This window comes from Streptomyces sp. NPDC032721, assembly GCF_055579625.1.
Map to the genome: position 1 here is coordinate 156,610 of NZ_JBVIMX010000016.1, position 26,763 is coordinate 183,372.

27 protein-coding genes are annotated in these 26,763 nt (G+C 71.1%); 20 read left to right on the forward strand and 7 right to left on the reverse strand.

The features are described from left to right. Window positions 1–154 precede the first annotated feature (154 nt). The 3 genes from ACZ5PB_RS30410 to ACZ5PB_RS30420 are packed head-to-tail and all read right to left on the reverse strand — an operon-like array spanning window position 155 to window position 4,217. Window positions 155–1,693, reverse strand: a complete 1,539-nt coding sequence (locus tag ACZ5PB_RS30410; protein ID WP_468695547.1) for an FAD-binding protein — start codon at window positions 1,691–1,693, stop codon at window positions 155–157. 57 nt (window positions 1,694–1,750) lie between these two features. Then, on the reverse strand, window positions 1,751–3,310 hold the full coding sequence (locus tag ACZ5PB_RS30415) for a flavin-containing monooxygenase (protein ID WP_468695549.1): 1,560 nt from the start codon (window positions 3,308–3,310) through the stop codon (window positions 1,751–1,753). 10 nt (window positions 3,311–3,320) lie between these two features. Beyond that, the gene (locus tag ACZ5PB_RS30420; RefSeq protein WP_468695551.1) at window positions 3,321–4,217 is read right to left on the reverse strand and encodes a class I SAM-dependent methyltransferase; all 897 of its coding nucleotides are present in this window, start codon (window positions 4,215–4,217) and stop codon (window positions 3,321–3,323) included. A 278-nt stretch (window positions 4,218–4,495) separates the two neighbouring features. Here ACZ5PB_RS30420 and ACZ5PB_RS30425 point away from each other — a divergent pair, with 278 nt between their 5' ends. From ACZ5PB_RS30425 to ACZ5PB_RS30435, 3 genes are read left to right on the forward strand one after another with little or no spacing between them, the layout of a single operon-like run. After that, on the forward strand, window positions 4,496–4,750 hold the full coding sequence (locus tag ACZ5PB_RS30425) for a hypothetical protein (protein ID WP_468695552.1): 255 nt from the start codon (window positions 4,496–4,498) through the stop codon (window positions 4,748–4,750). A gap of 11 nt (window positions 4,751–4,761) precedes the next feature. Further along, a complete protein-coding gene (locus tag ACZ5PB_RS30430) occupies window positions 4,762–5,748 on the forward strand; it encodes a 3-oxoacyl-ACP synthase III family protein (RefSeq protein ID WP_468695553.1) in 987 nt (328 codons plus the stop codon). Next, complete coding sequence (locus ACZ5PB_RS30435; RefSeq protein WP_468695554.1) at window positions 5,745–6,497, forward strand: SDR family NAD(P)-dependent oxidoreductase; 753 nt, start codon at window positions 5,745–5,747, stop codon at window positions 6,495–6,497. Before ACZ5PB_RS30430 ends, ACZ5PB_RS30435 begins: the two co-directional genes overlap by 4 nt. A gap of 198 nt (window positions 6,498–6,695) precedes the next feature. On the opposite strand, the gene ACZ5PB_RS30440 is transcribed toward ACZ5PB_RS30435, so the two are convergent. Further along, the gene (locus ACZ5PB_RS30440) at window positions 6,696–7,634 is read right to left on the reverse strand and encodes an AfsR/SARP family transcriptional regulator (protein ID WP_468695556.1); all 939 of its coding nucleotides are present in this window, start codon (window positions 7,632–7,634) and stop codon (window positions 6,696–6,698) included. 312 nt (window positions 7,635–7,946) lie between these two features. On the opposite strand from ACZ5PB_RS30440, the gene ACZ5PB_RS30445 reads away from it, so the two are divergent. The 16 genes from ACZ5PB_RS30445 (at window position 7,947) to ACZ5PB_RS30520 (ending at window position 21,024) form a co-directional block, all read left to right on the forward strand. Then, window positions 7,947–9,158 carry an aminotransferase class I/II-fold pyridoxal phosphate-dependent enzyme gene (locus ACZ5PB_RS30445; RefSeq protein ID WP_468695557.1) on the forward strand — a complete coding sequence of 404 codons (1,212 nt, stop codon included), beginning with the start codon at window positions 7,947–7,949 and terminating at the stop codon, window positions 9,156–9,158. A 47-nt stretch (window positions 9,159–9,205) separates the two neighbouring features. Further along, complete coding sequence (locus ACZ5PB_RS30450; RefSeq protein ID WP_468695559.1) at window positions 9,206–10,459, forward strand: beta-ketoacyl-[acyl-carrier-protein] synthase family protein; 1,254 nt, start codon at window positions 9,206–9,208, stop codon at window positions 10,457–10,459. Further along, window positions 10,456–11,304, forward strand: a complete 849-nt coding sequence (locus ACZ5PB_RS30455) for a MaoC/PaaZ C-terminal domain-containing protein (RefSeq protein ID WP_468695561.1) — start codon at window positions 10,456–10,458, stop codon at window positions 11,302–11,304. The genes ACZ5PB_RS30450 and ACZ5PB_RS30455 overlap by 4 nt, the downstream gene beginning before the upstream one ends. Then, window positions 11,301–12,875, forward strand: coding sequence for an AMP-binding protein (locus ACZ5PB_RS30460; protein WP_468695563.1), 1,575 nt, complete (start codon window positions 11,301–11,303; stop codon window positions 12,873–12,875). The genes ACZ5PB_RS30455 and ACZ5PB_RS30460 overlap by 4 nt, the downstream gene beginning before the upstream one ends. Next, window positions 12,872–13,135 carry an acyl carrier protein gene (locus tag ACZ5PB_RS30465; protein WP_468695564.1) on the forward strand — a complete coding sequence of 88 codons (264 nt, stop codon included), beginning with the start codon at window positions 12,872–12,874 and terminating at the stop codon, window positions 13,133–13,135. The genes ACZ5PB_RS30460 and ACZ5PB_RS30465 overlap by 4 nt, the downstream gene beginning before the upstream one ends. A gap of 76 nt (window positions 13,136–13,211) precedes the next feature. After that, entirely contained in the window at window positions 13,212–14,291 is a 1,080-nt protein-coding gene (locus tag ACZ5PB_RS30470) for a hypothetical protein (RefSeq protein WP_468695566.1), read from the forward strand. Next, window positions 14,284–15,129 (forward strand): tryptophan synthase subunit alpha, encoded by an 846-nt coding sequence (gene trpA / locus ACZ5PB_RS30475; RefSeq protein ID WP_468695568.1) that lies wholly within the window; start codon window positions 14,284–14,286, stop codon window positions 15,127–15,129. Before ACZ5PB_RS30470 ends, trpA begins: the two co-directional genes overlap by 8 nt. Window positions 15,130–15,219: 90 nt before the next feature. Next, entirely contained in the window at window positions 15,220–15,594 is a 375-nt protein-coding gene (locus tag ACZ5PB_RS30480; protein WP_468695569.1) for an ectoine synthase, read from the forward strand. Between the two features lie 62 nt (window positions 15,595–15,656). Beyond that, entirely contained in the window at window positions 15,657–16,802 is a 1,146-nt protein-coding gene (locus ACZ5PB_RS30485) for an acyl-CoA dehydrogenase family protein (protein ID WP_468695571.1), read from the forward strand. Continuing rightward, window positions 16,799–17,515, forward strand: a complete 717-nt coding sequence (locus ACZ5PB_RS30490; RefSeq protein ID WP_468695573.1) for a phosphoribosylanthranilate isomerase — start codon at window positions 16,799–16,801, stop codon at window positions 17,513–17,515. The genes ACZ5PB_RS30485 and ACZ5PB_RS30490 overlap by 4 nt, the downstream gene beginning before the upstream one ends. A gap of 25 nt (window positions 17,516–17,540) precedes the next feature. Continuing rightward, window positions 17,541–18,263: a beta/alpha barrel domain-containing protein gene (locus ACZ5PB_RS30495; protein ID WP_468695574.1), complete on the forward strand. Its 723-nt coding sequence runs from the start codon at window positions 17,541–17,543 to the stop codon at window positions 18,261–18,263. Next, window positions 18,260–19,396, forward strand: coding sequence for an alpha/beta hydrolase (locus ACZ5PB_RS30500; protein ID WP_468695575.1), 1,137 nt, complete (start codon window positions 18,260–18,262; stop codon window positions 19,394–19,396). Before ACZ5PB_RS30495 ends, ACZ5PB_RS30500 begins: the two co-directional genes overlap by 4 nt. Window positions 19,397–19,485: 89 nt before the next feature. Continuing rightward, window positions 19,486–19,803 (forward strand): DUF6191 domain-containing protein, encoded by a 318-nt coding sequence (locus tag ACZ5PB_RS30505; protein WP_468695576.1) that lies wholly within the window; start codon window positions 19,486–19,488, stop codon window positions 19,801–19,803. A 46-nt stretch (window positions 19,804–19,849) separates the two neighbouring features. Beyond that, window positions 19,850–20,353, forward strand: coding sequence for a hypothetical protein (locus tag ACZ5PB_RS30510; protein WP_468695578.1), 504 nt, complete (start codon window positions 19,850–19,852; stop codon window positions 20,351–20,353). Window positions 20,354–20,423: 70 nt separating this feature from the next. Next, window positions 20,424–20,651: a hypothetical protein gene (locus ACZ5PB_RS30515; RefSeq protein WP_468695579.1), complete on the forward strand. Its 228-nt coding sequence runs from the start codon at window positions 20,424–20,426 to the stop codon at window positions 20,649–20,651. Between the two features lies 1 nt (window position 20,652). Beyond that, window positions 20,653–21,024 (forward strand): toxin Doc, encoded by a 372-nt coding sequence (locus ACZ5PB_RS30520; protein ID WP_468695581.1) that lies wholly within the window; start codon window positions 20,653–20,655, stop codon window positions 21,022–21,024. 55 nt (window positions 21,025–21,079) lie between these two features. Here ACZ5PB_RS30520 and ACZ5PB_RS30525 read toward each other — a convergent pair whose 3' ends face one another. From ACZ5PB_RS30525 to ACZ5PB_RS30535, 3 genes are read right to left on the reverse strand one after another with little or no spacing between them, the layout of a single operon-like run. Next, window positions 21,080–21,712, reverse strand: coding sequence for a DUF6875 domain-containing protein (locus ACZ5PB_RS30525; protein WP_468695582.1), 633 nt, complete (start codon window positions 21,710–21,712; stop codon window positions 21,080–21,082). Continuing rightward, window positions 21,709–22,389: a hypothetical protein gene (locus ACZ5PB_RS30530; RefSeq protein WP_468695583.1), complete on the reverse strand. Its 681-nt coding sequence runs from the start codon at window positions 22,387–22,389 to the stop codon at window positions 21,709–21,711. The genes ACZ5PB_RS30525 and ACZ5PB_RS30530 overlap by 4 nt, the downstream gene beginning before the upstream one ends. 52 nt (window positions 22,390–22,441) lie before the next feature. Continuing rightward, a complete protein-coding gene (locus tag ACZ5PB_RS30535; RefSeq protein ID WP_468695585.1) occupies window positions 22,442–23,839 on the reverse strand; it encodes a pyridoxal phosphate-dependent decarboxylase family protein in 1,398 nt (465 codons plus the stop codon). A 705-nt stretch (window positions 23,840–24,544) separates the two neighbouring features. On the opposite strand from ACZ5PB_RS30535, the gene asnB reads away from it, so the two are divergent. Continuing rightward, window positions 24,545–26,746 (forward strand): asparagine synthase (glutamine-hydrolyzing), encoded by a 2,202-nt coding sequence (gene asnB, locus ACZ5PB_RS30540; protein WP_468695586.1) that lies wholly within the window; start codon window positions 24,545–24,547, stop codon window positions 26,744–26,746. Window positions 26,747–26,763 lie beyond the last annotated feature (17 nt).

Here is a 26,763-nt window from a genome sequence, read left to right on the forward strand (position 1 = left end):
CTCCGTAGAAATTCGTGGAATCAGCAGGAACGGCAAAGGCGGGGGGGGGGGGGGGGGGGGGGGGGAGGGGGACCCCCCCCCCCCCCCCCCCCCCCCCGCCGCCGTCACCTCAGGTACCTCAGGGCCGTCACGGCCATCAGTGCCGTCAGGGCCGTCAGGCGAAGATGCTCTGGCCCGGCGTGAAGAGGTTCTTGGGGTCGTACTTCTTCTTCGCCGCCACGAAGCCCGCCCAGCGGGTCCCGTAGTGGGCCTTCCAGTCCGCCACGGTCATGTTCGGGATCGCGCCTACCAGGTAGCGCTTGGCGCCCATGCTGACCGCGAGGTCGTACAGGCGTCGGTTCTGGTCGAGCATCGCCGTGGTGTTGGGGTCACCCGGGTTGGGGAAGCGCAGCAGGTCGAAGAGGTAGCCGATGGTCTCGTTGGGCTGGACCGCCAGCGGTGCCTTGATCTTCGACGTGTAGTACGGGTAGAAGAGCAGGAATCCGCCGCCGAGCGAATCGGCCGTCAGCTCCTGCTCGACCCGCTGCATGAACGCCTTGGTCTTCGAGGCGGGCAGGAACATGCTCAGCCACGGCTTGGGCGTGAACCAGTGGCCGGTCTCCTTGAGGTACACCTCGAAGGCGTCCAGGCGGAACATGTAGTCCCGGTAGGTGTGGTCCTCGATGACCGCCTCGGCCCGGATGTCCCTCAGTCCGGCCAGCAGCTTCGTACGGTCGGGAACCGTGGTGTTGTAGGTGGCGCCGGCCTCCATCTTGTAGCGCCAGCCCGAACCGTCCGGCGTGCGCACCATCTCGCCCGCGTTGACCTGGAAGCGGCCCTCGGCCAGGAGCTTCTCGGAGTCCGCGAGGTACGTCTCCAGATCGGCGTAGTAGAGGGTGAAGATGACCGCACGCTTCGGCGCGGGCACCAGCTTCACCTTGACCCGGACGATGATGCCGACCTGGCCGCCGCCCGCCAGGGCCGCGTGGAACAGGTCGGGGCGGATCAGCCGCGACGCGGTGACCAGCGAGCCGTCACCCGTGACGATGTCGAGGGAGTCGACGTTGTCGACCATCAGCCCGTACTTGTGGACGGTGCCGCCGATGCCGCCGACGCTCAGCGTGCCGCCGATCGACAGGTGCAGGTAGTCCGGCAGCGCCGGCGGGGTCTTGCCGAGCTTGATGGCGGCCTCGGTCAGCTGACCCCAGGTCACCCCCGCCTCGACCTGGACGACGCTGTTGCCGAAGGAGCAGATCTTCGACATGCCCCGGGCGTCGATCGAGATGCCGCCCGGCACCCGCGCCTGGCCGTACACCGAGTGCGACTCGATGTCCGTGCCGGTGCCGCCCTGGCCGTTGACGGCGACCTTGATGTTGTTGGCGTTGGCGAACTTGACGATCTTGACGATGTCGTTGATGCTGCCGGGCCGCAGCACGGCCCACGGCTTGTTGCCGCCGCCGTCGAAGAAGTGCCCGAAGTCGTGGGCGAAGGAGTCGACCACGGCGGGCGTGGTCACCAGGCTGCCGTCAAGCACCGGCACCGGCACCGCTGCCCGGCTGTCGCCGGGCTCGGCGGCCGTGGCCCACGACTGGTCCAGGGCGTTCCAGCCGACGACCGCGACGGCGGTGGCCGCGATGCCGCCCAGCACTCGGCGCCGGGACGGCTCGGCGACCGTGCCCGCGCCTGGGCGGGCGGCAACTGTTCTCGGGGTCATGCTCATCTGCGTACGTCTCCCGTTTGATGTCCCACGAATCCCATGGCCTGCTGCGTCCTACTGGGGCACCTGAGTGCCGGTGCGCACCTGCGAGGCGAGCTGGTACTCGCTCAGGTCGAAGCGCTTGGTCTGGGCGCGGAAGCGCCACGTGTACGTCGGCCAGATCGACGGGTTGCGGCCACTGGCGTCCAGGTACCAGCTCTGGCAGTTGCCCGCGTTCCACACGGTGCCGTCCAGCTTGGCGTCGAGCGCCTTGTTGTACGCCTCCTGCGCCTGCGGCCGAACCTCGACGCTCGCCAGGCCCCGCTGCTCGATCTTCTTGAGCGCGTCCAGGACGTAGGCGATCTGCGCCTCGATCATCACGACCTGCGAGGAGTGCCCCAGGGTCGTGTTCGGGCCCAGCAGCATGAACAGGTTCGGGAAGCCGGCGATGGTGGTGCCGCGGTGCGCGGACATGCCGTCCTTCCACGCCTCGCGCAGCTGCACCCCGTCCCGGCCCCAGATGCGGCGGGCGACCGGCCGGTCGGTGGCCTGGAAACCGGTGCCCAGGATGATGGTGTCGACCTCGCGCTCCACCCCGTCCTTGCCGACGATCGACTTGGCCCGGACCTCCTGGATGCCGTCGGTGACCAGGTCCACGTTGGGCTGCTGGATCGCCGGGTACCAGGCGTTGGAGAACAGCAGCCGCTTGCAGGCCATCACGTAGTCGGGGGTCAGCTTGGCGCGCAGCGCCTCGTCCGGGACCGACTTCTTCAGATGGTCGCTGGCCATCTTCTGCATCTTCCCGGCGACCTTCGGGCGGGCCATCACGAAGGCCAGGAACTCCCGGCCCCACATGTTGAAGTTCCGCCGGAAGTTCTGGTAGCCGGGCAGCGAGCGCAGCAGCTTGGCCTGCAGCGGGCTGGTCGGCTTGTCGCTCTTGGGGCCGATCCAGGCGGGCGTGCGCTGGTAGAGGTCCAGGTGCCCGACCTCGGGCTGGATCTGGGGTACGAACTGGATCGCCGAGGCACCCGTACCGATGACGGCGACGCGGCGGCCGGCCAGCTCGTGGTCGTGGTCCCAGTTCGAGGAGTGGAAGACCTTGCCCTCGAAGTCCTTCAGGCCCTTGATGTCGGGGACGGCCGCCTCGCTGAGGTAGCCGGTGCCGGTGACCAGGACCTGGGCGGTGTAGTCGCCCTGGGACGTCTCGATCTTCCAGTGGCGCTCGCCGTCGTCCCAGCGGGCGGCGACCAGCTCGTGCCCGAAGCGGATGTGCGGGCGCACCCCGAAGCGGTCGGCGGTGTCGCGCAGATACGCGTACAGCTCGTCGCGCTTGCCGAAGGTGGACTTCCAGTTCGGGTTCTGGGCGAACGAGAACGAGTAGAGGTGTGACATGACGTCGCACGCACAACCCGGGTAGCTGTTGTCGCGCCAGGTGCCGCCGACCTCGTCGGCCCGTTCGAACACCAGGAAGTCGTCGATGCCCGACTGCAGCAGCCGGACGGCGGTGCCCAGGCCCGAGAATCCGGTGCCGATGACCGCGACCCGCAGATGCCGGGTGGGGCCACGGCCGCCGGGGGCCGTATCGGCGGTGGTGCGTGCTCCGCCGTCCTTGGCCGGTTCGAGAATGCTCGTCACGTCAACCTCCTCAGCGGCGCGTGATGGTGACGCGGAAGTTGTTGAAGAACTTGTCTTCGAGCGTGTACGCGAAGATGTCCAGGTAGCGCTCGAAGCGGGCGACGACCTCCTCGCCCTCCATGGCCACGGCCTCGTCCCGGCGCTCCGCCAGCAGGACCAGCCAGGCGCGGCAGGCCATCGCGAACGACTCGCGCTCGTTGACGATCTCGTCGACCTCGAAGAGACCCTCGGCGGCGGCGGTCAGCTCGTGCAGGTGCGGGATGTGGCAGCCCTCGAACTCCGAGCGCTGGAGGAACTTCAGGTCGTCCAGGAGCGCCCGGTTCATCGGCAGCGCCTCGGCGGTCATGGTGTGCAGCACGAACTTGGCGCCCGGGTTGAGGGCGTTCGCGATCTGCTGGAAGAAGAAGCGGTAGCGCTTGGTGCGCTCCTTCGGCGGCAGGTTCGAGGAGACGAAGTGCTCCAGGGCGTTGATGCAGAACGCGGCGTCGTACTTCTCGCTGTCGTCGGCGACCTTGTAGTCCGCCCAGCTCGTCACCAGCGTCTTGATCCGCGGGTTGTTCAGCGCGTCGTTGAACGCCTCCTGCGTACGGGAGAGCGTCAGGCCGACCGCGGCCTCCGCGCCGTGCACGGTGGTGACGCGGTTGATCATGGTGCCCCAGCCGCAGCCGATGTCGAGCACCCGCTTGGCACCGCCGGGACGCACGTTCGCGATCTCGGCGAACTTGTCCAGCTTGCGGTACTGGGCCGCGTCGAGGGCCTCGTTGAGATCCTCGCCGTCCTCCCAGTAACCACCGGAGTACATCATCGAGGGACCCAGGATCAGCCGGTACAAGTCATTGCTGACTTCGTAGTGGTGCCTGATCGCATCGACTTCCGGGTCCACCGACTTGGGCGCGACCGTTGTCATCTGATCCTCATTCCTGTTCCGGCGGGCCAGCACGTACCTTCAATTCGCGTCCGAGGAAACCGGATGCCCCGCAAGGAATGCGCAATACGGGCCGCCCACCGCCCCTCGCGCAATGGAGGGGACGGCCGGGAGGAATCCCGGGAGAGTTTCGGACGAGATCAGGTGGAATCCCGGGGCCGGCCCACCGGAATCCCCCGGGCGTCTTGCGACTTCCTTGCGGGGGCGGCGCTTTCATCGCATCGGTAAAACAGGACGCACCGCCGAGAGAGGACCGACCCATGTCGCTGCCCACCATCGAAGAACTGGCCAGCCAGCTAGAGGCCGTTTCCGGCGCCGCCGAGGTCAAGCCCGACGCCCCGCTCCAGCACATCGCGGACGTCGACTCGCTGGACCTGATGGAGTGGCTGTACGGCTTCCAGAACCAGTACCCGCACATCCCGGCCGACGAGTCGCTCTTCGCCGACCTCGACGACACCACCACGCTGCGCGACGTCTACGCGAAGATCGTGGCGCTCGTCCCGGCGAACGCGTAGGCGAGGGGCCTGTGTCCGGCTTCGACATCACCGGGTGGGGCATGTCCGTACCCGAACGCGTCGTCACCAGCGCGGAGCTCGCCGAGCGCTTCGGCGTCGACGAGCACTGGGTGGTCAGCCGCTGCGGAATCCGCGAGCGGCGAGCGGTGGACCCGGGGCAGACAACCGCCTCGCTGGCCGTCGAGGCCGGCCGGCGGGCGCTGGAGAAGGCCGGTCTGACCGGCGACGACATCGCCCACCTCATCGTCGCCACCGCGACGCCCGAGCAGCCGTCCCCCGCCACCTCCGCCTTCGTCCACCACGAACTGGGCATCTCGGGGAGCGCGCACGACGTCAACTCCGAGTGCGCGGGCTTCGTCTACGGGCTGGTGTCCGCGATGGCGCTCATCGCCATCGACCCCCGGCCGATCCTGCTGATCGGCTCCGACACCCACACCCTCACCGCCAACCCCGAGGACCGGGACCTGTCGATCCTCGTCGGTGACGGTGCGGGCGCGATCGTCCTGCAAGCGGGCCCGGAGAACCGGGTCAAGGCCTGGAACCTCGGCGCCGACGGCTCCTGCGCCGGCTCCCTCAAGGTCCTCGCGGGCGGCAGCCGCATGCCGACCACCGCCGAAACAGTGGCGGCCGGCCTGCACTACGCACAGATCAACGGCAACGAGATCTACCTCAACGCCGTCCGCTACACGGTCCGCACCGTGCGCGAGACCCTGGAGAACGCCAAGGTCGACGCGGCCGACATCGACCACGTCGTACCGCACCAGGCGAACATCCGGATCATCAACTCGATCCTGTCGCACACCGGGCTGCGCCAGGAAGCACTGATCACCAACCTCCAGAAGTACGGGAACACGGCGTCCGCGTCGATCCCCATCGCGCTCACCGAGGCGCTGGAGGAAGGCCGCATCAAGTCCGGCGACAAGGTCCTGCTGGCCGGCTTCGGAGCCGGTATGACATGGGGTTCGATCCTTCTGGAATGGGGCGGTGTCGCCGCATGAGCAAGAACAGTGCAGGCCAGCGGCCGGAGTCCCCGGTAGCGCTGGTCACCGGCGCCTCGGGCGGCCTCGGCCAGGCCCTGGCGCTGGAGCTGGACTCGCTGGGCTGCCGGGTCGCGGTCCATTACAACAGCTCCGTCGACGCGGCCAAGGCGCTCCAGGAGAAGCTGACCAACCCCTCGGTGCTGGTCACCGGGGACGTCGGCTCCTGGGAGACCGTACAGAGCATGTACGCCACCATCACCGACGAACTCGGCGCGGTGGACGTCCTGGTCAACAACGGGGCCATCCGCAAGGACGGCCTGATGGCCATGCAGAACCCGGACGACTGGGCCCAGGTCATCCAGACCAACCTGATCGGCTCCTTCCACACCGCCCGCGCCAGCGTTCCCTACATGCTGCGCAAGCGGTGGGGCCGGGTGCTCAACATCGTCTCCCCGTCCGGGATCATCGCGACGGCCGGGCAGACGGCGTACTCCGCCTCCAAGGCGGGGCTCATCGGCTTCACCCGCACCCTCGCGTCCGAATGCGGGCGCCGGGGCGTCACGGTGAACGCGCTCTCGCCCGGATTCATGATCACCGGGATGACGCAGGACCTCCCCGACCGCGTCATCGAGGGCATGGAGGACAAGGCGCCGATCCCGCGCTTCGTCACGGTGGAGGAAGTGGCGCGCAGCGCGGGCCTGTTCCTCGACCAGGACTGCATGACCGGTCAGGTGGTCTCGATCGACAGTGGTGTGTCCATCACCTGACCCGCCCTCCTGCCCTCCCGTCCCGCCCCCTTGCCGGGCCCCGGCCGCTCAATCCCCCCGTAGCGGCTGGGGCTCGTACATGCGCGTGAGCTGTGCGGGCACCACGCGCCAGAAGCCGCCGCCGGATCCCCTCTCCGGCGGCGGCTTCGTGCTGTCTGCTGTCGTTCTCCTGCTGCCTTCTCCTGGCGTTTCCCGGCTCTACGCGGCCGGGTTCGCGGGAAAGCGGGCCGGCGCGGACCCCGACAGGGGCGCCGGCATCGGATGGGTCACACAGCCGTGGGCCGACAGCGAACACGGCCTGGGCGGCGCCGTCCCGCGGTCCACCTCGAACATGCCCATCAGCAGCGGGTCCAGCACGGTCACCGGACGCAGCGCGGCCCGCGGCTCCGGCGTGCGCAGCAGCTCCAGGTACGCGGCCTCCGTCTCCGGCGCCGGGTCGATGCCCAGCTCCTCCGCCAGCACCTCGCGCAACTGCTGGTAACTGCGCAGCGCCTCCGCCCTGTTGCCGGCCCGGGTGTGCGCCGCCATCCGGCAGCGGTACGCGCTCTCCCGGAACGGGGCCCGGCGCACCGCCTCCTCCGCGTAGCGCAGCGCGTGGTGCTCGTCGCCCAGCGCCGAGGACGCGAGGCTCGCGGTCTCCAGCGCGTTCAGCCGCAGTTCCTCCAGCTGTTCGCGCACCGAGTCCACCCACTCGCCCTCGTGCGAGGGCAGGAACGAACCGCGCAGATTCGACACGGCGCCGGCCGCCAGCTGCCGGGCCACCGCGAAGGCACCCGCCCCGTACGCCTCGACGGCCTCGGTCACCGCGCTCTCCGCGACCTCCACGTCGACCACCGCGTGCGCCGGGATCCGCAGCACATAACGGCCGCCCTGGGCAACCAACGGGGTTTCCCCCGGCAGGTCCTGCGGTGTGGTGACGAAGGCGCGGACCCGGCTCACCACACTCCGCAGCGCGGAGGCCCAGGTGTCCGGCAGCCCCTCGGGCCATACGGTTTCGGCCAGTTGGTCGCGCTGGGTGCCATCGGCCCGCTCCATCAGGAGCCGGGCGAGCGCCACTTGTGCCTGGGCGCTCGACAGGTGCTGCGGCGGAGCCCCGTCCTGCTCGATCGCGACAATCCCCACGAGTCTGATCAGCATTCTGCACTCTCCGAAACGGACTGATTCCGGCCGTGTCTGTCTAGTTCGTGCGCTCTGTACATAACCTTGCGCCCGCTTTGCATGTCAACGGCGAAATGCCCCATTGACCGCTCTTCCAGTACGACTGGATCCCCGCACTTCCCCGGCACTTGCCGCGCTCCTGCCGCGCTCGATTCCCGTATTGGCGCCCGCTGTTGCGCCGCTATTGCGCCCCCCGAGCATTAATGGAATTCCACTAGAGCCCCGCCGGAGAAACGGCAGGGCGCCGATGGAGTTCCGGGTAGGCCGGAGAAACGCGACGAGGAGAAGAACGTGAACGCATCCGCTGGCTGGGACCGCCTGGAGCCGAAGCTCGCCTACTTCCGCGACCGGGTCGCCTCCCTGGAGTACGAGCCCGACCGCAAGAACAGCTTCGTGGCGTACACCTGCGAGCGGAACTCGGCGTACGCGGACCTCGACGGCCGCCGGCTGCTCATGATGTCGGGCTACAGCTACCTCGGCCTGGCCGGCGACGAGCGCGTGGTCTCCGCCGCCAAGGCCGCCCTCGACCTCTACGGCACCGGCAACCACGGCGTCCGGGCCCTCGCCGGATCCACCCCGCTGCACGAGGAACTGGAGGCCGAGGTCGCCAAGTTCGCGGGCCGCGAGAAGGCCATGGTCTTCGGCTCCGGCTACGCGGCCAACACCGGCACCGTCGGCGGCATCGTAGGACCCGGCGACACCGTCTTCATCGACAAGTACGACCACGCCAGCATCGTCGACGGCTGCCGCCTCTCCGGCGCCACCGTCACCCGCTTCCGCCACAACGACGTCGGCCACCTGGAGCGCAGGCTGGCCGCCGCCCCCGAGACCGGCGTCCGCCTGGTCATCGTCGACAGCGTCTACTCCATGGACGGCGACATCGCCCCCCTCGTCGACCTCCGCAAGGTCTGCGACATGCACAACGCGCTGCTGATGGTCGACGAGGCCCACGCGCTCGGCGTCATCGGCGCCACCGGCCGCGGCATCGAGGAGCACTTCGACTACGAGGCCAAGGTCGACATCAAGCTCGGCACCCTCTCCAAGGCCATCCCCTCCATGGGCGGCTGGGTGGCAGGCTCCGCCGAACTCATCCACCACCTCAAGTACGCGGCCCGCCCCTTCCTCTTCTCCGCCGCCCTCGGCCCGGCCCAGGCCGCCGCCGCGCTGGCCTCCCTCCAGATCCTCCAACGGGAGCCGGAGCGCGTGGAGTTCATCCAGAAGGAGTCCGAGCGCTTCCGCCGGATCCTGCACGAGGCCGGCATGAGCACCGTCGACAGCGAGACCGCCGTGGTCCCGGTCATCGCCGGATCCGACGAGGCCGCCTACGACTACGCCACCACCTGCCGCAAGAACGGTGTGATCGGCCTCCCCGTGGTCACCCCCGCCGTCCCCAACGACCTCGCCCGGCTGCGCATCGCCATCACCGCCGCGCACACCAAGGCCGACATCGACTTCGCCGCCGAAGCCTTCATCAAGTCCGCCCGCGAGTGCCGGATCATCTGACGGCCCCGGCCGCCCACACGCCTGACGACAGCTTCCGAGGAGCAGACATGCCTGGACAGTCCAGGGGCAGTTCGGCGCAGCCGCCCATCGCCATCACCGGCATGGGCGTGGTCACCCCCGGCGGGTGCACCCCGGACGAGCTGTGGAACACCCTGCGGGCCGGCCGGTCCACCGCCGCCGCCCTCACCCACTTCGACCTGAGCCGCCACCGCGTACGGATCGGCTGCCGCGTCACCGGCCTGGAGGCCGTCGCAGGCCTCGTACCGGCGAAGGAAGCCCGCCGGATGGACCCCTTCGCCCACTACGGAACGGCCGCCGCCCTCGCCGCCCACGCCGACGCCGGCTCACCCACCGCCGAACCCGGCCGCACCGCCATCGTCGTCGGCAACGCCGTCGGCGGACGCGCCACCAGCGACCTGGAGTCCGCCCACTTCACCGAGGGCGGCCCCGCCAGGGTCAACCCGCTGATGCCCCTGATGACCATGCCCAACGCCGCCGCAGCCCACATCGCCATCCGGCTCGGCTGGACCGGACCCGCCCTCACCGTCGCCAACACCTGCGCCAGCGGCGCCGACGCCATCGGCCACGCCATGATGCTGCTCCAGACCGGCCGCGCCGACGTCGTCATCGCGGGCGGCGCCGAACACACCCTCACCCCGGTCACCCTGGCGGGCTTCGGCAACCTCAACGCCGTCTCGATGCGCAACGACGACCCCGCCCGCGCCTCGCGCCCCTTCGACAAGGACCGCGACGGGTTCGTGATGGGCGAGGGCGCCGGATTCGTCGTCCTGGAACGCCTCGCCGACGCCAAGGCACGCGGCGCCCGCACCTACGGACTGGTCGCCGGGTATGCCGCCACCGCCGACGCCCACCACCTCGCGATGCCCCTCCCGGACGGCTCGATGGCCGCAGCCGCCATGCAGGGCGCCATCGCCGACGCCGGCCTGGCCCCCGAGGACATCACCCACGTCAACGCCCACGGCACCTCCACACCCCACAACGACCGCACCGAAGCCGCCGCCCTCACCAAGGTGTTCGGCACCGCCCAGCCCCCCGTCACCGCCCCGAAATCCGTCATCGGGCACCTCATCGGCGCCGCCGGCGCCGTCGAACTCATCGCCACCGTGCAGGCCGTGCGGCACGGCGAGGTACCTCCCACCGCCAACCACGAACAGCAGGAGCCAGGAATGGACATCGACGTCGTCCACGGCGCACCGCGCGCCGTGCCGCAGGGACCCGCGCTCACGAACTCCTTCGGGTTCGGCGGCCACAACTCCTCCGTGGTGGTGATGCCGGTATGACGACCCTCGCCCTGCCCTCCCCGGTCCGTACCCTCACCGTCACCGAGCCCGCCCTCACCGGCTACCGCACCGTCGCCCGGCACTGTCTGCCCGCCGCCCGCCCCGGCCAGGCGTCCCCCGTCCACGCCTTCGTACTCGCCCACACCGTCGCGGAACAGACGGTCGCCGCCCTGACCGAGGCCGAACCGGGTCCCGTCTCCGTGGTCCACCTCGGCCAGGACATCCGCATCGTGCGCCAGGTCCGTCCCGACGAGCAGGTGACGGTCAACCTGGAGGTGACCGGCATCCGCAAGGAGGCCCGCGGCGCCCGCATCGCGCTCACCGTCGAGCTCATCGGCGAGGACGGCCCCGCCCCCATCGCCCGCCTCACCATCTCCGCCCTGCTGGTCGGCGCCACCCAGCTCGAACCGTACGGGGACATAGCCGGCGGCCCGCCCGCCCCCGCCCCGGCCGGCACCGCGCCCGCGCAGACCGCCACTCACACCCTCACCCCCGACTGGATCAGCAGCTACGGCCACGTCTCCGGCGACCTGAACCCCATCCACCTCGACCCGGAAGCGGCCAGGGCGGCCGGCTTCGACACCGTCATCGCCCACGGCATGAGCGTCGTCGCCCTCGCCGTCGAGGAGGCCGTGGACCGCTTCGCGGCCGGCGACGCCACCCTCGTACGGGGACTCGGCTGCCGCTTCTCGGCCCCCGTGCCGCCCGACACCCCGCTGGAGATCACCCTCCAGCCCGACGAGCAGGCCCGGGTGGTCCGCTTCACCTGCAAGACGCCGAAGGGCGCCGCGGTGAAGTCCGGCTGGCTGGAGCTGGCACCGCCGCGGACGGGGGCCCGGCAATGACCCCCACACCGCAGCCCCTCGCTCCCGGGCCCGCCGCCACCGGCCTCGTCGCCGGATTCCTCACCCAGGTGCGCGACCAGCCGCACGCCACCGCCCTCGTCTTCAACGGGACCGAGACCACCTACCGCGCTCTCTACGAACTCGCCGGACAGGAACGCGACCGGCTCGCGCACCTGCGGCTCGGGCCCGGGGAGCCGGTCGGCGTCCTCGCCGACAAGTCCCCGGCCGCCGTCGCCCTCGTCCTGGCCTGCCTGCTCTCCCGGCGGCCGGTGATGATCCCCTCGCCCGCCCTCGCAGACTCCCTGCTCGCCGACCTGTTCGCCCAGGCAGGCTGCGCCCACGTCCTGGCCCCCGGCGGCGAGGCGGCCAGGGTGACGCCCAACCCGGACGTCACCGCCCAGCCGCTGCCCGCCGACGAGGCCGCCGAAGTGGCCTTCCTGCTCACCACCTCGGGCTCCACCAGCCTCCCGAAGATCGTCCCGCTGGCGATGGACGCCGTGGACCGCTTCACCCGCTGGGCGGGCCCCGCCTTCCAGGCAGGCCCCGGCCGGACCGTCCTCAACTACGCGCCCCTCAACTTCGACCTCTGCCTCCTCGACGTCTGGACCACCCTCGCCCACGGCGGCCGGGTCGTCCTCGTCGACCCGGCGCTCGCCGCCCACGGCCGCCACCTCAGCGAACTGCTCCAGCGCCACGAGGTGCACGTCATGCAGGCCGTCCCGATGGCCTTCGGGCTCCTCCAGGACGCCGCCGCCAAGACCGGCACCGTCTTCCCCGGCGTCGAGCACGTCATGTTCACCGGCGACGCCATCCCCGACCGCACCTTCGCCGCCCTGCCCGGCCTCTTCCCCCGGGCCCGCATCCACAACATCTACGGCTGTACGGAGACCAACGACAGCTTCATCCACGAGGTCGACACCACCGCGACGGCCTTCCCGCCCGTACCCATCGGCCAGCCGCTGCCGGGCGTGCACGCCCTCCTTCTGGACCCCGACACCCAGGAAGTCGTCGAAGGACCCGGCAGCGGAGAGCTCTACGTCTCCACGCCCTTCCAGACCCACGGCTACCTCGACCGCACCCGGCACGCCGACAAGTTCACCGGCCACCCGCTCGGCCTCGACGGCCGCCGCTGGTTCCGCACCGGCGACCTCGTACGGCGCGACGGGGCCGGCACCCTGCACCTCACCGGACGTACGGACTTCCAGGTCAAGGTCCGGGGCGTCGCCGTCAACACCGCCGAGATCGAGCGGGTGCTCCAGGAACACCCCGACGTCCTCGAAGCGGGAGTGGCCGCCCTGCCCGACCCGATCGCCGGCAAGAAGCTCGTCGCCGGGATCCAGCGGGCCCCCGGCTCCGCCCTCACCGGCCTCCAGCTGCGCAAGCACTGCGCCCAGCACCTGCCCAGGGCAGCCGTGCCGGGCCACCTCACCCTCATCGACGCCCCGCTGCCGAAGACGGCCACCGGAAAGGTCGACCGCAAGGCACTCGACCGCCTCGACCAGCTGATCACCACCACGGCCGCCGCCACCCCCTCCACTTCCGTACCGACACCCGAAGGAATCCAGTCATGAGCAACGTCGACACCATCAAGAACTTCGTCATCTCCGAGTTCCTCCCGGGCACCCCGGCGAGCGAACTGGCCACCGACCACGACCTGCTCAACGACGGCGTCATCGACAGCCTGGGCGTCCTCAAGCTGATCGCCTGGGTCGAGGACCGCTTCGACGTCGCGATCGGCGACAACGACCTCGACCCGAACAACTTCCGCAGCGTCGCCTCCATCGACACCTTCATCACCGAAGCCCGCGCAACGGCCCCCGCCACGGCCTGACCGCAGGGCTCACAAGGCCCACCGGGCCACCAGATCCACCCCCCGCGCCAATCCCCATCCGAGACGGAGTCCGACCGTGCATGACGCCCTCACCGGCCTGCTCCGGCAGCAGGCACCAGTTGGTCGGGAGACCTGGCGGTCCTGGTGGGATCAGCTCGGCGACGGCAGTCTGGAGCAGTCCCAGACCCAGGCCGTTGCCCTGCTGGCCTCGCTGACCAGCCGGATCCCCGACCATCAGACCCTGCGCCACCTGCTGGACTCGCTCGCCGAGCGTCGGCCCGAGCTCCCGGTGACCGCGCCCTGGGAAGGCACCGTGAACGTCGTCGGCACCGGCGGCGGGCCCCGGACCTTCAACATCTCCACCGCCTCGGCGTTCGTCGCCGCGGCGGCCGGGGTCAAGGTCGTCAAGACCGGCTCCCGCGCCTACACCAGCTCGCTCGGCTCCGTCGACCTGCTGGAGCGGCTCGGTGTCCGTCTCACCTCCTCGTACGCCCAGACCGAGGACACCCTCGGCACGTACGGGATCGCCTTCGCCGGACCCTTCGTCTACCCCGCCCAACTGACCCGGCTGGCAAGGACAGTTGCCCCGCTGAGCATGAAGCCCTTCGGCCGCTTCCTGAACGCGCTGGGCCCCTTCCTCGCCGACCTGCCGGTGACCGCCCAGGTCACCGGGGTCTCGGCAGCGGCCCCGCTGGACACCCTGCGCGCCCTGGCCGCGAGCCACCCCGGCCGCCGGATCTGGCTCACCACCAACGACACCGGCGCCGACGAACTGCTCCCGTTCGCCACCAACACCGTCCACGGCGACAACGCCCTCACCCGGATCATCCGTCCCGGCGAACTCACCCCCGCCGACGGCTCGTTCGGCGACCTGCGCCCCGCCGCCGACCCGTCCGGCGCCGTCGACCACTTCCTCTCCGTCCTCTCCGGCACCGCAGGACGGGTCGCCACCCGCACGGTCTGCCTCGGCGCTGCCGCCCTCGCGGTGGCCACCGACACCCGCAGGGACTGGCACTCCGCCGTCGCGCTGGCCGAGAACGCGGTCCGCTCCGGCGCCGCCCGCGACCTGGCCCGCCGGATCGCCGAGGCCGCCAAGCCCTCGGCCCCCAAGCCCGTCACCCCGTCGAAGAAGCCGGCGGTGGCAGCCCATGCCTAACCGACTGGAGGTCAACAGGACTACCGCCCCCACCGCCCCCGCCCCCTTCTTCCCCCGCCGGACCCCCGGCCGGACCGGCCTGGCGCTGTTCCTCAACGCCGGCGACCCGCCGCTCCCGGTCCTGCGCGACCTGCTCCTGATGCTCGACGAGGAGCGCGTGGACTGCCTCGAACTGGCCGTCCCGTTCCCCAACTCGATCACCGACGGTGCGGTCGTACGACGTTCCGCGAGCCGCGCACTGGAGCGCGGCGGAGCCGACCTGGACGACGTACTCGCGTTCATCGCCGACGTACGGCCGCACCTCACGCACACCCGGATCGCCCTGCTCACCGACTGGAGGTACTCCCTGGGCCACCGGGACCTCGCCGCCGCCACCCGCGACATCGCCGCATCAGGTGCCGACGGCCTCCTCGTCCACGCGCTGCCGCCCCGGCTGCGCACCGCCCACCTGGAGTCGGCCGCCGAGGCCGGACTCCCCGTCGTCACCACCTGCTACGCCAAGAGCCCGCAGGAGACCCAGGCACAAGCAGCCGCCCAGGCCTCCGCGTACCTCTACCTCGTCGCCCACTACGGACGCAGCGGAACCGCCCCGGCAGCCGGCCACGCCGCGCTCGCCCGGACGGTCACCGAGCTCCGGGAGCACACCGAGGCCCCGATCGCCGTCGGCTTCGGGGTCAGCACCAGGGCACACGTCGAGGCCGTCGGCGCCGCCGGGGCGGACGCCGCGATCATCGGCTCCGCCGCCGTCGCCGCCATCGAGGCGGCCCAGGAGGCAGGCCGGGACGTGACCGAGGCCTTCCGGACCTTCGTCCGCTCGGTCACCCCGGAGGGCCCCTAACTACCCGCTGGATAAGGCCAGTTGGTCGCATCCAGCCACCTCGCACCACCCACCTCGTACCACCCACACACCACACCCCAGGAGACAGCCATGATCGTTCGTGACATCAAGTCCGTGAAGACCGTCGAGTGGGGCAACGGCCTCAGCCGCCGCTTCCTCCTCGCCGAGGACGGACTGGGCTACTCGCTCACCGACACCGTCGTCGCCGCAGGCACCAAGTCCCGGCTGGAGTACGTCAACCACCTGGAGGCCTGCTACTGCATCGGCGGCTCCGGCGAGGTCATCGAACTCGACGGCACCGCGCACTCGATCACCCCCGGCAAGATGTACGCCCTCGACAAGCACGACGCCCACTTCCTGGTCGCCAGCCCCGAAGAGGACCTGCGACTGGTCTGCGTCTTCTCGCCGGCCCTGCGCGGCGACGAGGTGCACAGCCTCGACGCCGCCACCTCCTCCGCCTACTGAGGCCGCCCGATGAGGCCGCACCTCACCGTCCCGAACCACCCATCCACGCAAAGGGGTCCGTCGTGATCCGTTGGAACACCGACCAGGCAGAACTGCGCGACAGTCTGGAGAGGTGGGGAGACGCACTCAGCGCAGACCACATCGAACTCGACGAGAAGTCCGCCTTCTCGGAGGACAAGTGGAAGCTCGTCCAGAAGACGGGCATCCTCGCCCTGCCCTTCGCGGAGGAGTACGGCGGCCTCGACCAGTCCATCCTGACCACGATGTACGTCCTGGAGGGACTCGGCGAGTACAACCGGGACGCGGGCCTCAGCTTCTCCATCACCACCTCCATCTGCTCCACCGGAATCCCGCTCGCGAAGTTCGGCACCACCGACCAGAAGGAGCGCTATCTGCCCCTGATCTGCTCGGGCGAGGCGATCGGCGCCCACGCCATCACCGAGGCCGAGGGCGGCTCCGACGCCATGGCCATGACGACCCGGGCTGTCCGGGACGGCGACGACTTCGTCATCAACGGCAGCAAGGTCTTCGTCAGCAACGGACCCGTAGCCGACCTGATCGTGGTCTACGCCCGCACCCACCCGGACGGCGGACCGCTCGGCACCACCGCGTTCCTGGTGGACAAGAACACCCCCGGCCTGACCGCGGGCAAGCCCATCAAGAAGATGGGCCTGCGGACCTCGCCGCTCAGCGAACTCTTCTTCGACGACGTACGGGTGCCCAGGAGCGCGGTGCTGGGACGGGTCGGCGGCGGGTTCCTCGTACTGGACCACGTGATGAAGCGGGAGATCCTCTTCTCCTTCATCGTCAACGTGGGGGAGATGCAGCACCGGCTGGACCGGTGCGTCGACTACGCGAAGACGCGCAAGTCCTTCGGGAAGGCGATCGGTTCGTACCAGACGATCGCCAACAAGATCGTCGACACCAAGATCCAGCTGGAGACCGCCCGCAAGTGGCTCTACGACACGGGCGAGAAGCTGGAGGCCGGCGAGAACGTCACCGAGGACCTCGCCATCTCCAAACTGGTCACGAGCGAGAGCAACCTGGCCACCAGCCTGACCGCCGTCCAGATCTTCGGCGGACACGGCTACATGTCGGAGTTCGGGCTCGAACAGGAAGTGCGCAACGCCGTCGGAGGCACCATCTACTCCGGCACCAACGAGATCCAGTACAACCGCATCGCCTCGATGCTGGGGCTGGGCAAGTGACCCGGCTCCCACCCCTTCTGCTGAAGGTCTGCGGGGCCACGGCCCCGCAGGACATCGAGGCGGCGGCGGCCGCCGGGGCGGACTGTGTCGGACTGTGGCACGGTGTCCCCGGCGGTCCGTCGGAACTCGACCGCCCCACCCTCAACTCCCTTGCGGGACAGGCCCGTTCGTCCGGTCTTCTGCCCGTCCTGGTCACCTTCCTCGCCGATCCGGACGAGCTGGCCGAGATCGTACGGGAGGCCGGCATCGGCCTGGTCCAGCTCCACGCGTACCAACCGCCTTCCCTCGTACGGGCGTTGCGTGAGGCACTGCCCGCCGAGGTCGGCATCGTGAAGGTGCTGCACGTCGACGAGGCGGGCAGCTGCGTGGAACGCCCGCTGGCGGGCGCGTACGCCAGGGCGGGAACGGACCTCTTCCTGCTGGACGCGGCCACCGGGGACGGCCGCATCGGCAGCACCGGCCACACCCTGGACCCCGTACACCTGAAGGCCCTGCTGCCCCGCCTGACCAGGCCTTTCCTGCTGGCGGGCGGGCTGACCCCGGCGAACCGCCCGGCGTACGAGGAGGTCGCGGAGCACCCGGGCTTCCGGGGCGTGGACGTCGACACGGCGGCCCGCTCACCGCTCACCGGCGGCTTCGGGGTCCCGGAAATCGCGTCCCTGGCCCGCGCCTGGTGCACGGGCACGGCCGCCCCCACCCTCACCTCTCTCTGACCTCTCCGACTGGAGGCACTCACCCATGACGCACCGAAACCGGACCGACTTCCCTTTCCTAGAGGCCCTCCTGGCGGCCCCGACACCAGTCGTGACCGAGGTGAAGAGACTCGACTCCCACGGCTACGACCTGCTCGGCAGCCGCACCCCCGTCGCCATCGTCGACGCGTACGAGGCGGCGGGCGCGCCCTGCATCTCGGTGGTGACCGGCCGCTGGTTCGGCGGGTCACCGGCGCTCCTGCGGGACGTGGCGGCGATCACCAAACTCCCGCTCCTCCAGAAGGACTTCATCACCCGCAAGGACCAGGTCCGCACGGCCAAGGAACTGGGCGCCTCGGCGGTGCTGCTCACGGCGGCACTGCTGCCGGCCTCCAGCATGCGGACGCTGGTGACGGAGTGCCTGCGCAACAACCTGACGCCCTTCGTGGAGATCACCACGGAAGCCGAACTCGACGCGGTCCACCACCCGGAGGAGTGCGTGATCGCCGTCAACAACAAGGACATCAAGACGCGGGAGCGGGCCCGGGGCGACCTGAACCGCAGCCTGGACCTGCTCCCGGCGGTACGGGCGACCGGCACTCCCTGCCCGGTCAGCGCCAGCGGCATCGACACTCCGGAAACCGCCGCCGAACTCCTCGACGCGGGCTTCGGTGCCCTCCTGGTAGGCACCTCCCTGCTCCGCAGCGGCGCCCCGAAAACCTGGGTGAACGCAGTAGCCCAAGCCCGAAAGGACCTGATCCTGCGATGACCCCCGACACCCCAACAACAGTCCTCCGCCCCCGCCCGAGCCCCCTTGCAGCGGGCCCCCCGCCCAGCCCCCGCCCCCTTGCGGCGGGGCCCCCGCCCAGCCCCCTTGGGCGGCGGGGCCGCCCCCCGGGGGCGGAACGGGCGGGCAAGGGGGCGGCCCCCGGCGGAGCCGAACCCCTCGCCCCCGCCCAGGCTCCGCCCCCGCCCACCCCGGCCCCGCCCACCCCGACCCCGTCCCACCCGGCCCCGACCCCGCCCCACTTCAACCTCCCGAAGGGAACACCCCCCGTTGCCCCGACCCCGCTCCCCACCACGCCCCCCACCACCCCCCTCACCCTCGACGCCGGCGTCACCCCCCTCTCCGCCCTCCTCACGGAGCCCACCACCGCCCACCCACCCCGCGCCACCATCCTCGCCATCCACGGCCGCGGCACCGGCGCCGCCTACTGGAACACCTTCACCCCCCTCGCCACCGCCCAAGGCTTCGCCGTACTCGCCATCGACCGCCCCGGCTACGGCGAATCCGCGGACTTCATCCCCGACGGCCTCACCCTCGCCGACCAGGCCACCGCCCTGCACACCGCCCTCAAGGACTACTCCCGCACCCACGCCACCGGTGCCGGAGTCTTCCTCCTGGGCCACTCCGACGGCGGCAAGGTCGCCCTGCACACGGCCGCCACCGAAGGCCCGCTCCCGCTCCTCGGCCTGGACACCTCCGGCACCGGCTACCGCTACCACCCGGAGGCCCTGCACTTCCCCACCACGCTCGGCGGCGGCGCCACCAAGCTCAACTGGGGCCCGCTGAACCTCTACCCGCCCGGCACCTTCCGCGCCAGCCGCACCCTGCTCTCCCCGACCCCGCCGCGCGAATCCGCGGAAACCGTCCACTGGCCCCGCCAGTTCGAGGAGCTGGCCCCCCACGTCCGTATCCCGGTCCGCCTGACCTTCGCCGAACACGAGCACTGGTGGGAGCTCGACGAGGCCACCCTCTCCGAAATGACCACCCGCCTCACCGCGTCCCCGTCAGCCACCACCACCCACCTCCCCTCAGCAGGCCACAACATCAGCCTGGGCCTGACCGCCGCCACGTACCACCAGGCGGTACTGGCCTTCCTGGAGGAGTGCCTTGCCTGACCACAGCGCGAAACTCAAGCCACTCCCCGCCGCATCAAGCCCCTGACCCCTCGGGAACCGGCTCCCTGCCCCCGCGCGTTGTACGGGCCATGATGGTTACGGGTCTGCTGGTGATGGCCGTCCTGGTGATGCTGCCCTTCGGGCTGGCCGTCGCCAGATACCTGGTGCTGCGCACCGGCCGTCCCGTCCGGCTCCGGCGCGCGCTGGCCCGGCGGGCCCGTCCCGGGCAGGGGGTCGGTGTCTCCGTGACCGACGAGCTGATGGCGGCACTCAACCCGAACAAGCGGGTCGAGCAGGAGCAGCGCCGCACCGAGCAGATCGTGAAGCACGACGCCGAGGACGGGGCGCCGCCCCGGGTCGGGATCGACCTGGAGTCCGGGAAAGCGGTGGTCAGGCGCCCAGCCTGACCACCGGCAGTCCCGCTGTCGGTGGCGGCCGGTAGCCTCCGGCGCCATGGGAATCGAGATCGACGCAGTGGTGAGCCACCCGGTCAACGACGAGGTGGAAAGGGTGCTGGCCCTGGCCGAGTTGCTCGACGAACCGGTCAACGTCACCTTCGTGTGGGAGGGCGGCGGCCTCCCGGAACGCACGGTCATGGTCCCCGCCGCGACCCTGGCGCTCTGGGAGCACTGGGCCCCCAGCGCCTGCCCGTTCACCAGCACTAGTGCCACGAGCGCCACAAGCACCACTGCCACCACCGCCGACGACCCCGCCCCCGACCGCCCCGAGCTGGCCCACCCCCAGGAGTTCGGCAGGTTCACCCTCTTCCGCCGCCGCACCGGAGGCCGCACCGCGGTCGCCCGGGGCGGCGTGGTGGTGGCCCAGCTCCTGGATCCCGTCGAGGCGCACTGGCTCCAGGAACAGTCGCGCAACGTCCGACAGGGCTTCATGGACCCCAGGCAGAAGGCCGCCTTCGAGGAGTTCCTGGCCCGCCGGCCGCCCGTTGGCGAGCAGTGACGCGCCCCCCTGGCCCCCTCCCCGCGACCCGGCCGTCGACAGTGTGCCGCACCTGCGGTACGTTTCCGTTATGTCCAAGAACATCAGCCTGCGCATCCCCGACGAGGACTACGACGCACTCAAGCGCCGCGCCGAGGCCGAGCACACCACGGTCTCGGCCGTGATCACCGCCCTGATCCGCCGTGACCCGCGCCTGTACGGGGTCGGCGCACGCGTCCGCGAGGACATCGCCCGGTACGGGGCGGAGTTCGCCGCCGCCTTCCCGGGCGAGGAAGTCGGCGGACCCGAGGCGGCCTGACGTGGACCTCTACATCGACCTGCCCTGGCTCCTGGAGATCCAGTCGGAGATGCTCCCCAAGGAGCTCGCGGTGGCCGACTACTCCGCCCTGCGCGCCGCCGTCACCCGGCACCAGGAGTCGCAGCCCCGTCTCGGCTACGTGCCCGACGCCGCCTGGCGGGCCGCGGCGCTCCTCGAAACGCTCGCCCTGCTGCGCCCCCTCCCGGCCAGGAGCGCGTTCTACGCCGCGATGGTCGTCGTCCGGTACATGGGCGACAGCGGCGAAGGCATCGACGCCCCGTACGGCGCCCTGTCCGACCTCGTCGCCGACGCCCGCGCACAGCACACGGACGTCTACGACGCGGCCGACCGCATCCGCTCCTGGCGCATATGAGCCCGCAGCCCCAGCGGCAGCCGCAGCAGCAGTAGCCTGCCGCGACCGGCCGCCGTCAGGCCACCACCTCGCTCACCAGCAGGTCCCGCACCCGGGTCGGGATCGACGGGGCGAAGCGCTGGAGGTAGTGGTCCATGTGCAGGTCGTCGGTCAGCAGGAACGGCAGGTCGAAGACCAGCAGCTTGCGGACCGCGAGCAGCGGCACCGGGGCGCGCAGCGGCCGGAAGTCCTCGTTGTAGAGGCCCGGTTCCTCGCACACCGGGTGGAACTGGCCGATCATCAGTCCCTCCGCCACGAACTCGTTCTTGGCCTTGAGCTGGAGCTCGTCCAGCTCCACCGAGTCCGTCGGGTCGAAGCCCGGGAGCACCAGCAGGATGGTCAGGAGCTCGCGGTCGTCCTCCGAGAGCGGCTCCGAGAGGATCGCGTGCCGGGTGCGCAGCGAGTCCACGGCGGTCGCCAGGTCGTCACAGGCGGCCGACGGCAGCGCCAGGTGGAAGAGCTCCTTGCGCAGGGAGGGCTGGGTGTACGGGCAGACCGGCCCGGTGCGGCCCAGTTCGGGGTGGCCGGAGACCAGGAAGTCCCGGCTCCAGTCGAGCACTTGGGACAGCGGGCCGATGTGCTCCGCGGGCACCTCGCCCCGGCTCACCTCGCCCGCCGTCCAGGACAGAATCAGATCGTCGCCCCTCATCGCGGGTCCCTCCACATCGGACGCAGGAAGGCGGCTGCGGCGGAGCCGTCCCCGGGCAGGACGAGGTCGTCGCCCGTCCGTACGAAGCCGAGCCGCCCGAGCACGGCCTCGCCGCCCGGCGAACTGGCCTCGCTGTAGGCGCCGACCCCCTCGGCGTCCGCCCGCGCCAGCAGCGTACGCAGGAACCCGGACACCAGGCCGCTCCGTTGGCGCTCCGCCCGGGCCCCGCCGAAGGAGAGGTAGTAGTGCGGGTCCTTCGGGTGCCGCTCCGCCTGGAGCCGGGCCACCGTGCGCATCGTGTCCGCGTACGGGCCCAGCGCGGCGGCGAGGGCCGTGTCGAGGGCGGCCTCGTCCGGTTCGGCGCCGGGCGGCAGGAAGAGGACCACCGCGTCGCCGCCGGGGTCGGCGAGGACCCCGTCGTACGCGGCGGACAGTTCGACGAACACCCGGAAGAAACCGGGCAGCAGCTCGGCCCGGACCTGCGGGTCCGGGATCAGCCGGCGGGTGATCGCGTCCTCGTGGAAGCAGGAGGCGAGCAGGGCGGACAGCCCGGCGACGTCAGGCTGGCCGCCGGGGCCGGGGCCGGGGCCAGGGCTGGGACCGGGACCGAGGGTGGGTCCGGGGCTGGGACCGGGACCGGGGCCCGGTGAGGAGGAGGACGCGAAGGGCGAGGGCAAGGTGTGCTCCAGGGTCGCGGGTGGGGTCGCGGGTGGGGGAGAGGTGCGCAGGTCAGGGCGTGGCACGGGCCCGGGCCGCCAGTTCCGTCACGCGGTCGTGCAGCACCGGCAGATAGTGCTCGTGCTCCGGCTTGATGAGGACGCTGCGGATCACCCGGGCCGCCTCCGCGTCCCGCACCACCCGGGGGTGCCGCCGCTGGAAGGCGTCCGCGTCCGCGCGCAGCACGCTCAGGAACACCGGGTCCGACTCCGCCGTCATCGCGTCCCGCAGCAGCCGCCCGGACGCCTCGTCGATCGCGGAGAGCCGGCCGCCGACGACCGTCGGGAAGTACGTCACGATGTCCAGGTCGGGCCGCTGGTAGAGCTCCAACTCCCTTGAGTTGGTGATGAGTTGGGCCCACTGCAGGGCGGCCCGGCGGTTCGCGGCCAGTACCTGCCCGAACCCCTCCACGGTCAGCGGCAGCAGTTGCAGCGTCAGCCACAGCGCCGCCGCAGAGGCGCCCGCCCGCGAGCACTCCAGGCTGATCTCGCCCAGGTGCAGTTCCGAGTCGGTGAAGTAGGTGTACGGCGAGTCGTGCGCGAAGTGCCGTCCGGCGTGCGGGTCGGGGAAGAGCACGGCCCCGCACCCGTACGGCTGGAGGCCCTGCTTGTGCGGGTCCACCACCACCGAGTCGCACTCCGCGATCGCCCGCCACGGCTCCGCGTGCACGCCGCCGGTGCCCGCGCGGCCGAGGATCGCGTAGAAGCCGCCGTACGCCGCGTCCACGTGCACCCGCGCCCCGTACCGCCTGGCCAGCGCCAGCACCTCGTGCACCGGGTCGACCGTGCCGAGCCCGGTCGTGCCGGTGGTGACCACGACGGTGCCGATCCGGCCGCCGCGCAGCAGTTCCTCCAGCGCGTCGAGGTCGATCCTGCCGCGCACGTCCACCGGAACGCGGTGGCCCTCCAGGCCCAGGACGTGGCACATCCGCTCGTGCGTGTAGTGGCACTCGGCGCTGTACGCGATCCCGCGCCCGGGGTGCAGCTCCCGGGCCACGTACAGCGCCTCCAGGTTGGCCATGGTGCCGCTGGTGGTCAGATGGCCGACGTGGGACGCGGCCAGGCCGAACATGTCCGCCAACGCGGCGACCGCCTCCCGCTCCATCTCGGTGGTCGCGGGGCCGCCCTCGGCGGCGTGGTTGTTCGGGTTGAAGAGCATCGCCGTCAGATAGCCGGTGACGGCCGCCGGATGCGGCGGCTTGACCATCTGGCCCGCGTAACGCGGATGGAAAAAGGGGTAGTTGTCGTCCATCCGCTTGGCGAACCGCTCGAACGCCTCGTCGAAGGCGACAGGCCCGACCCGGTGCGCGCCATGGCTCTCGTACGGGCCGAACCGCCCGCCCCACCGCTCGGCGACCGCCAGCGCGCGAGGCAGCCAGGAGCGCAGGTCGTGCAGGTCGTGCAGGTCCACGGGAGCCTCCGCCAAGGGCCGCACCCGGACTCGAAGCACGGCTCGCATCGGGCGTACGCGGTCCCGCGCACGCACCAGGAGCGTGCCGCGCACCCCGCAAGCCCCCCGCAACAAACGCCCGTTGAACCGTCCTTGGACCACCTCGCGTTCGGTCAGCACCGAATGCCTGGGCCAACCCCCGCGACCAGTGGTTCTCTCATGTCATCGCAACGGAGAACGGCCCCCGGAAGGGGGCGGTGACCGCACCGCGAACCCCCTTCCGGGAACCCCCGGAAGGACCTCGGGAAAAGGAGTGACACATGCAGAAGTTCGTCCGCCCGACCGCCAAGAAGGTTTCCCAGACCACGACCCTCAAGGGCAACACCTGAGCGGCCCCGACGCGGGGCCGCACTAGCCGAGGCCGGCCGCACGGCCCCGCTGATGTGCACGACCAGGTGCTCCTACCCGCACGAGGGAGGTGAACCGCCATGCAGAAGTTCGTCAGACCCTCCTCGAAGAAGGTCTCGCAGACCACGGCGCTCAAGGGCAACACCTGAGCAGCGACGTGACCGCCCCCCACACCGGGGATCCGGTCGTATGGCACAGGAGGGTGCGCGCCCACCGCCACAAGCGGGTGGCGCGCACCTCCCCACCAGCCCCAACAGTCCTACCGGCCTCACCCGGCCCCACCGTCAGACGACGTGTCCGATGTCCGAAGGAACTCACATGTGTGGAATCGCGGGCACGGCCCGACTCGACGGGCAGGATCTCGGTCCCGAGACCGACGCCCTGCTGGAACTGCTGGCCGACACCCTGCACCACCGGGGTCCCGACGAGCGCGACGTACTGCGCCAAGGGCCCGTCGGCCTCGCCTTCACCAGGCTCTCCCTGGTGGACCCCGCCGACGGCAGCCAGCCGCTGGTCAGCGACGACGGCAACCTCGTCCTGATCGCCAACGGCGAGGTCTACAACCACCGCGAACTCGTCGCCGCCCTCCCCTCGGGAGCACGGATGAGGACCGGCTCGGACTGCGAGGTGCTGCTGCACCTCTACCGGCAGTACGGCCTGGACTTCCTGCGCGACGTACGCGGCATGTTCGGCCTGATCCTCTGGGACCGGGCCAACGGTCAACTGGTGCTCGCCCGCGACCGGTTCGGCATCAAACCGCTCTACTACCACCGCGACGAGCGGCGCATCACCCTGTCCTCGGAGATCAAGGGCCTGTTCGCCGACCCCGCGACGCCCCGCGCCTTCGACTGGGAGCGCTCGCTGTCGGTGCCCGCGCTGGCCGCCTCCCCGCGCTTCGGCGGACCCGGCCAGGTCACCTGGTTCGAGGGCGTCCACAGCGTCCCCGCCGCGACCGTCCTGCGCATCGACCTGAAGGACGGCCGCCCCCACAGCCACCGCTACTGGGAGATGCCCAGCGAGCCCGAAGAGGGCACCAGCGCCGAGGAGTTCACCGAGCGCTACGGCGAGATCCTCCGGGAGTCGGTGCGCGAGTGCGCGACGGCCGACACCGAACTCGGCCTCTTCCTGTCCGGCGGCATCGACTCCGCCGCCGTCCTCGCCCTGGCCGCACCCCAGCTGGGCGACATCCACACCTTCACCGCGCTGTCCGGCGGTACCCGGGTCAACGGGGACGCCGAGCACGCCCAGTGGTTCGCCCGCGAACTCGGCGTACCCAACCACCAGGTCGTCTTCGGCCGCGACCACGTCCCCTCGCCCGAGGAGTGGCGCCGTCTCGTGTGGCTCGCCGAGACCCCGATGACCGGCCCGGAGATCTACTACAAGCACGAACTGCACCGCTTCGCCCGCACCGAGCGGCCCGGCCTGCGCGGCATGCTGCTGGGCGCCGCCAGCGACGAGTTCAACGGCGGCTACTCGCGCGACCTGATCGGCGACAAGGACTGGGACTCCTTCGAGGAGAGCCTGCGCCACATGGACCGCGCCACCGCCCTGGACCGCCACCCCGGCCTGCGCCGCTGGTGGTCGGAGGGCCACGACTACTTCTCCGACGCGGCGCTCGACCACCTCGGCGGCGGCCCGGGACGGGACGTCTACCGGGCGTACGTCGATTCGGAGTACGCCAAGATCCAGCAGTACAACGTGTGGCACGAGGACCGGACCGCGGCCGGCAGCAGCACCGAGGCCCGCGTCCCCTTCCTCGACCACCGGCTCGTCGAGCTGACCGCCGTCATCCCCCAGCACCTGCGCCCCCGGCTCCTGTGGGACAAGCAGATCCTGCGCGACGCCGTGCGCGACCGGCTGCCCGCACGGATCGCCGACCGCCCCAAGGGCCCCTTCTTCTACGGGTCGGGCACCCGCCACGCGTACCGGATGCTGATCGGCGTCCTGCGCGCGAACGACTGCGAACTCGTCGAACGCGCCCTGGCCGCACCCGGCGCCGACCGCTACCTCGACGCCGCCGCGATCCGCCGCAGGCTCGCCGCGTTCGGCGACGGCTCGACGGACGACCCGGGCGTGGAACTGCTGACCCGCGTGGTCAACATGGGCCTGCTGGCGGAGATGGCCGCGGCGCCGCCCCGGCTGGCCGACCTCGACCCGGGCCCGGTCCGCACCACCTTGGTTGCAGGACCCGCCGGTTCCGCCGGTTCTGTCGCCGACGGCACACACCTGACCTCGGACGACGATCCGCTCGGCTCCGGCCGCGACTACAGCGGCGACCGCGTCCCGGCCGCCGCCGAGGGCGTCCAACTGCTCACCGACGCCGAGGAGTCCTGGTTCCTGCTCCACGAGGGGCAGATCGAGTACGTCCTCGAACCGGACTCCCCGACCCTGCGCGTGCTGCGCCGCATCGACGGCCGGACACCGTTCGCACGGGTCCTCAAGGCGGCCGAGGTGAGCGCGGACGAAGTGCGCTCCGACCTCGACGACCTCTTCGACCAGCACCTGCTCGCCTTCAACTGACCGACTGACCGACTGAC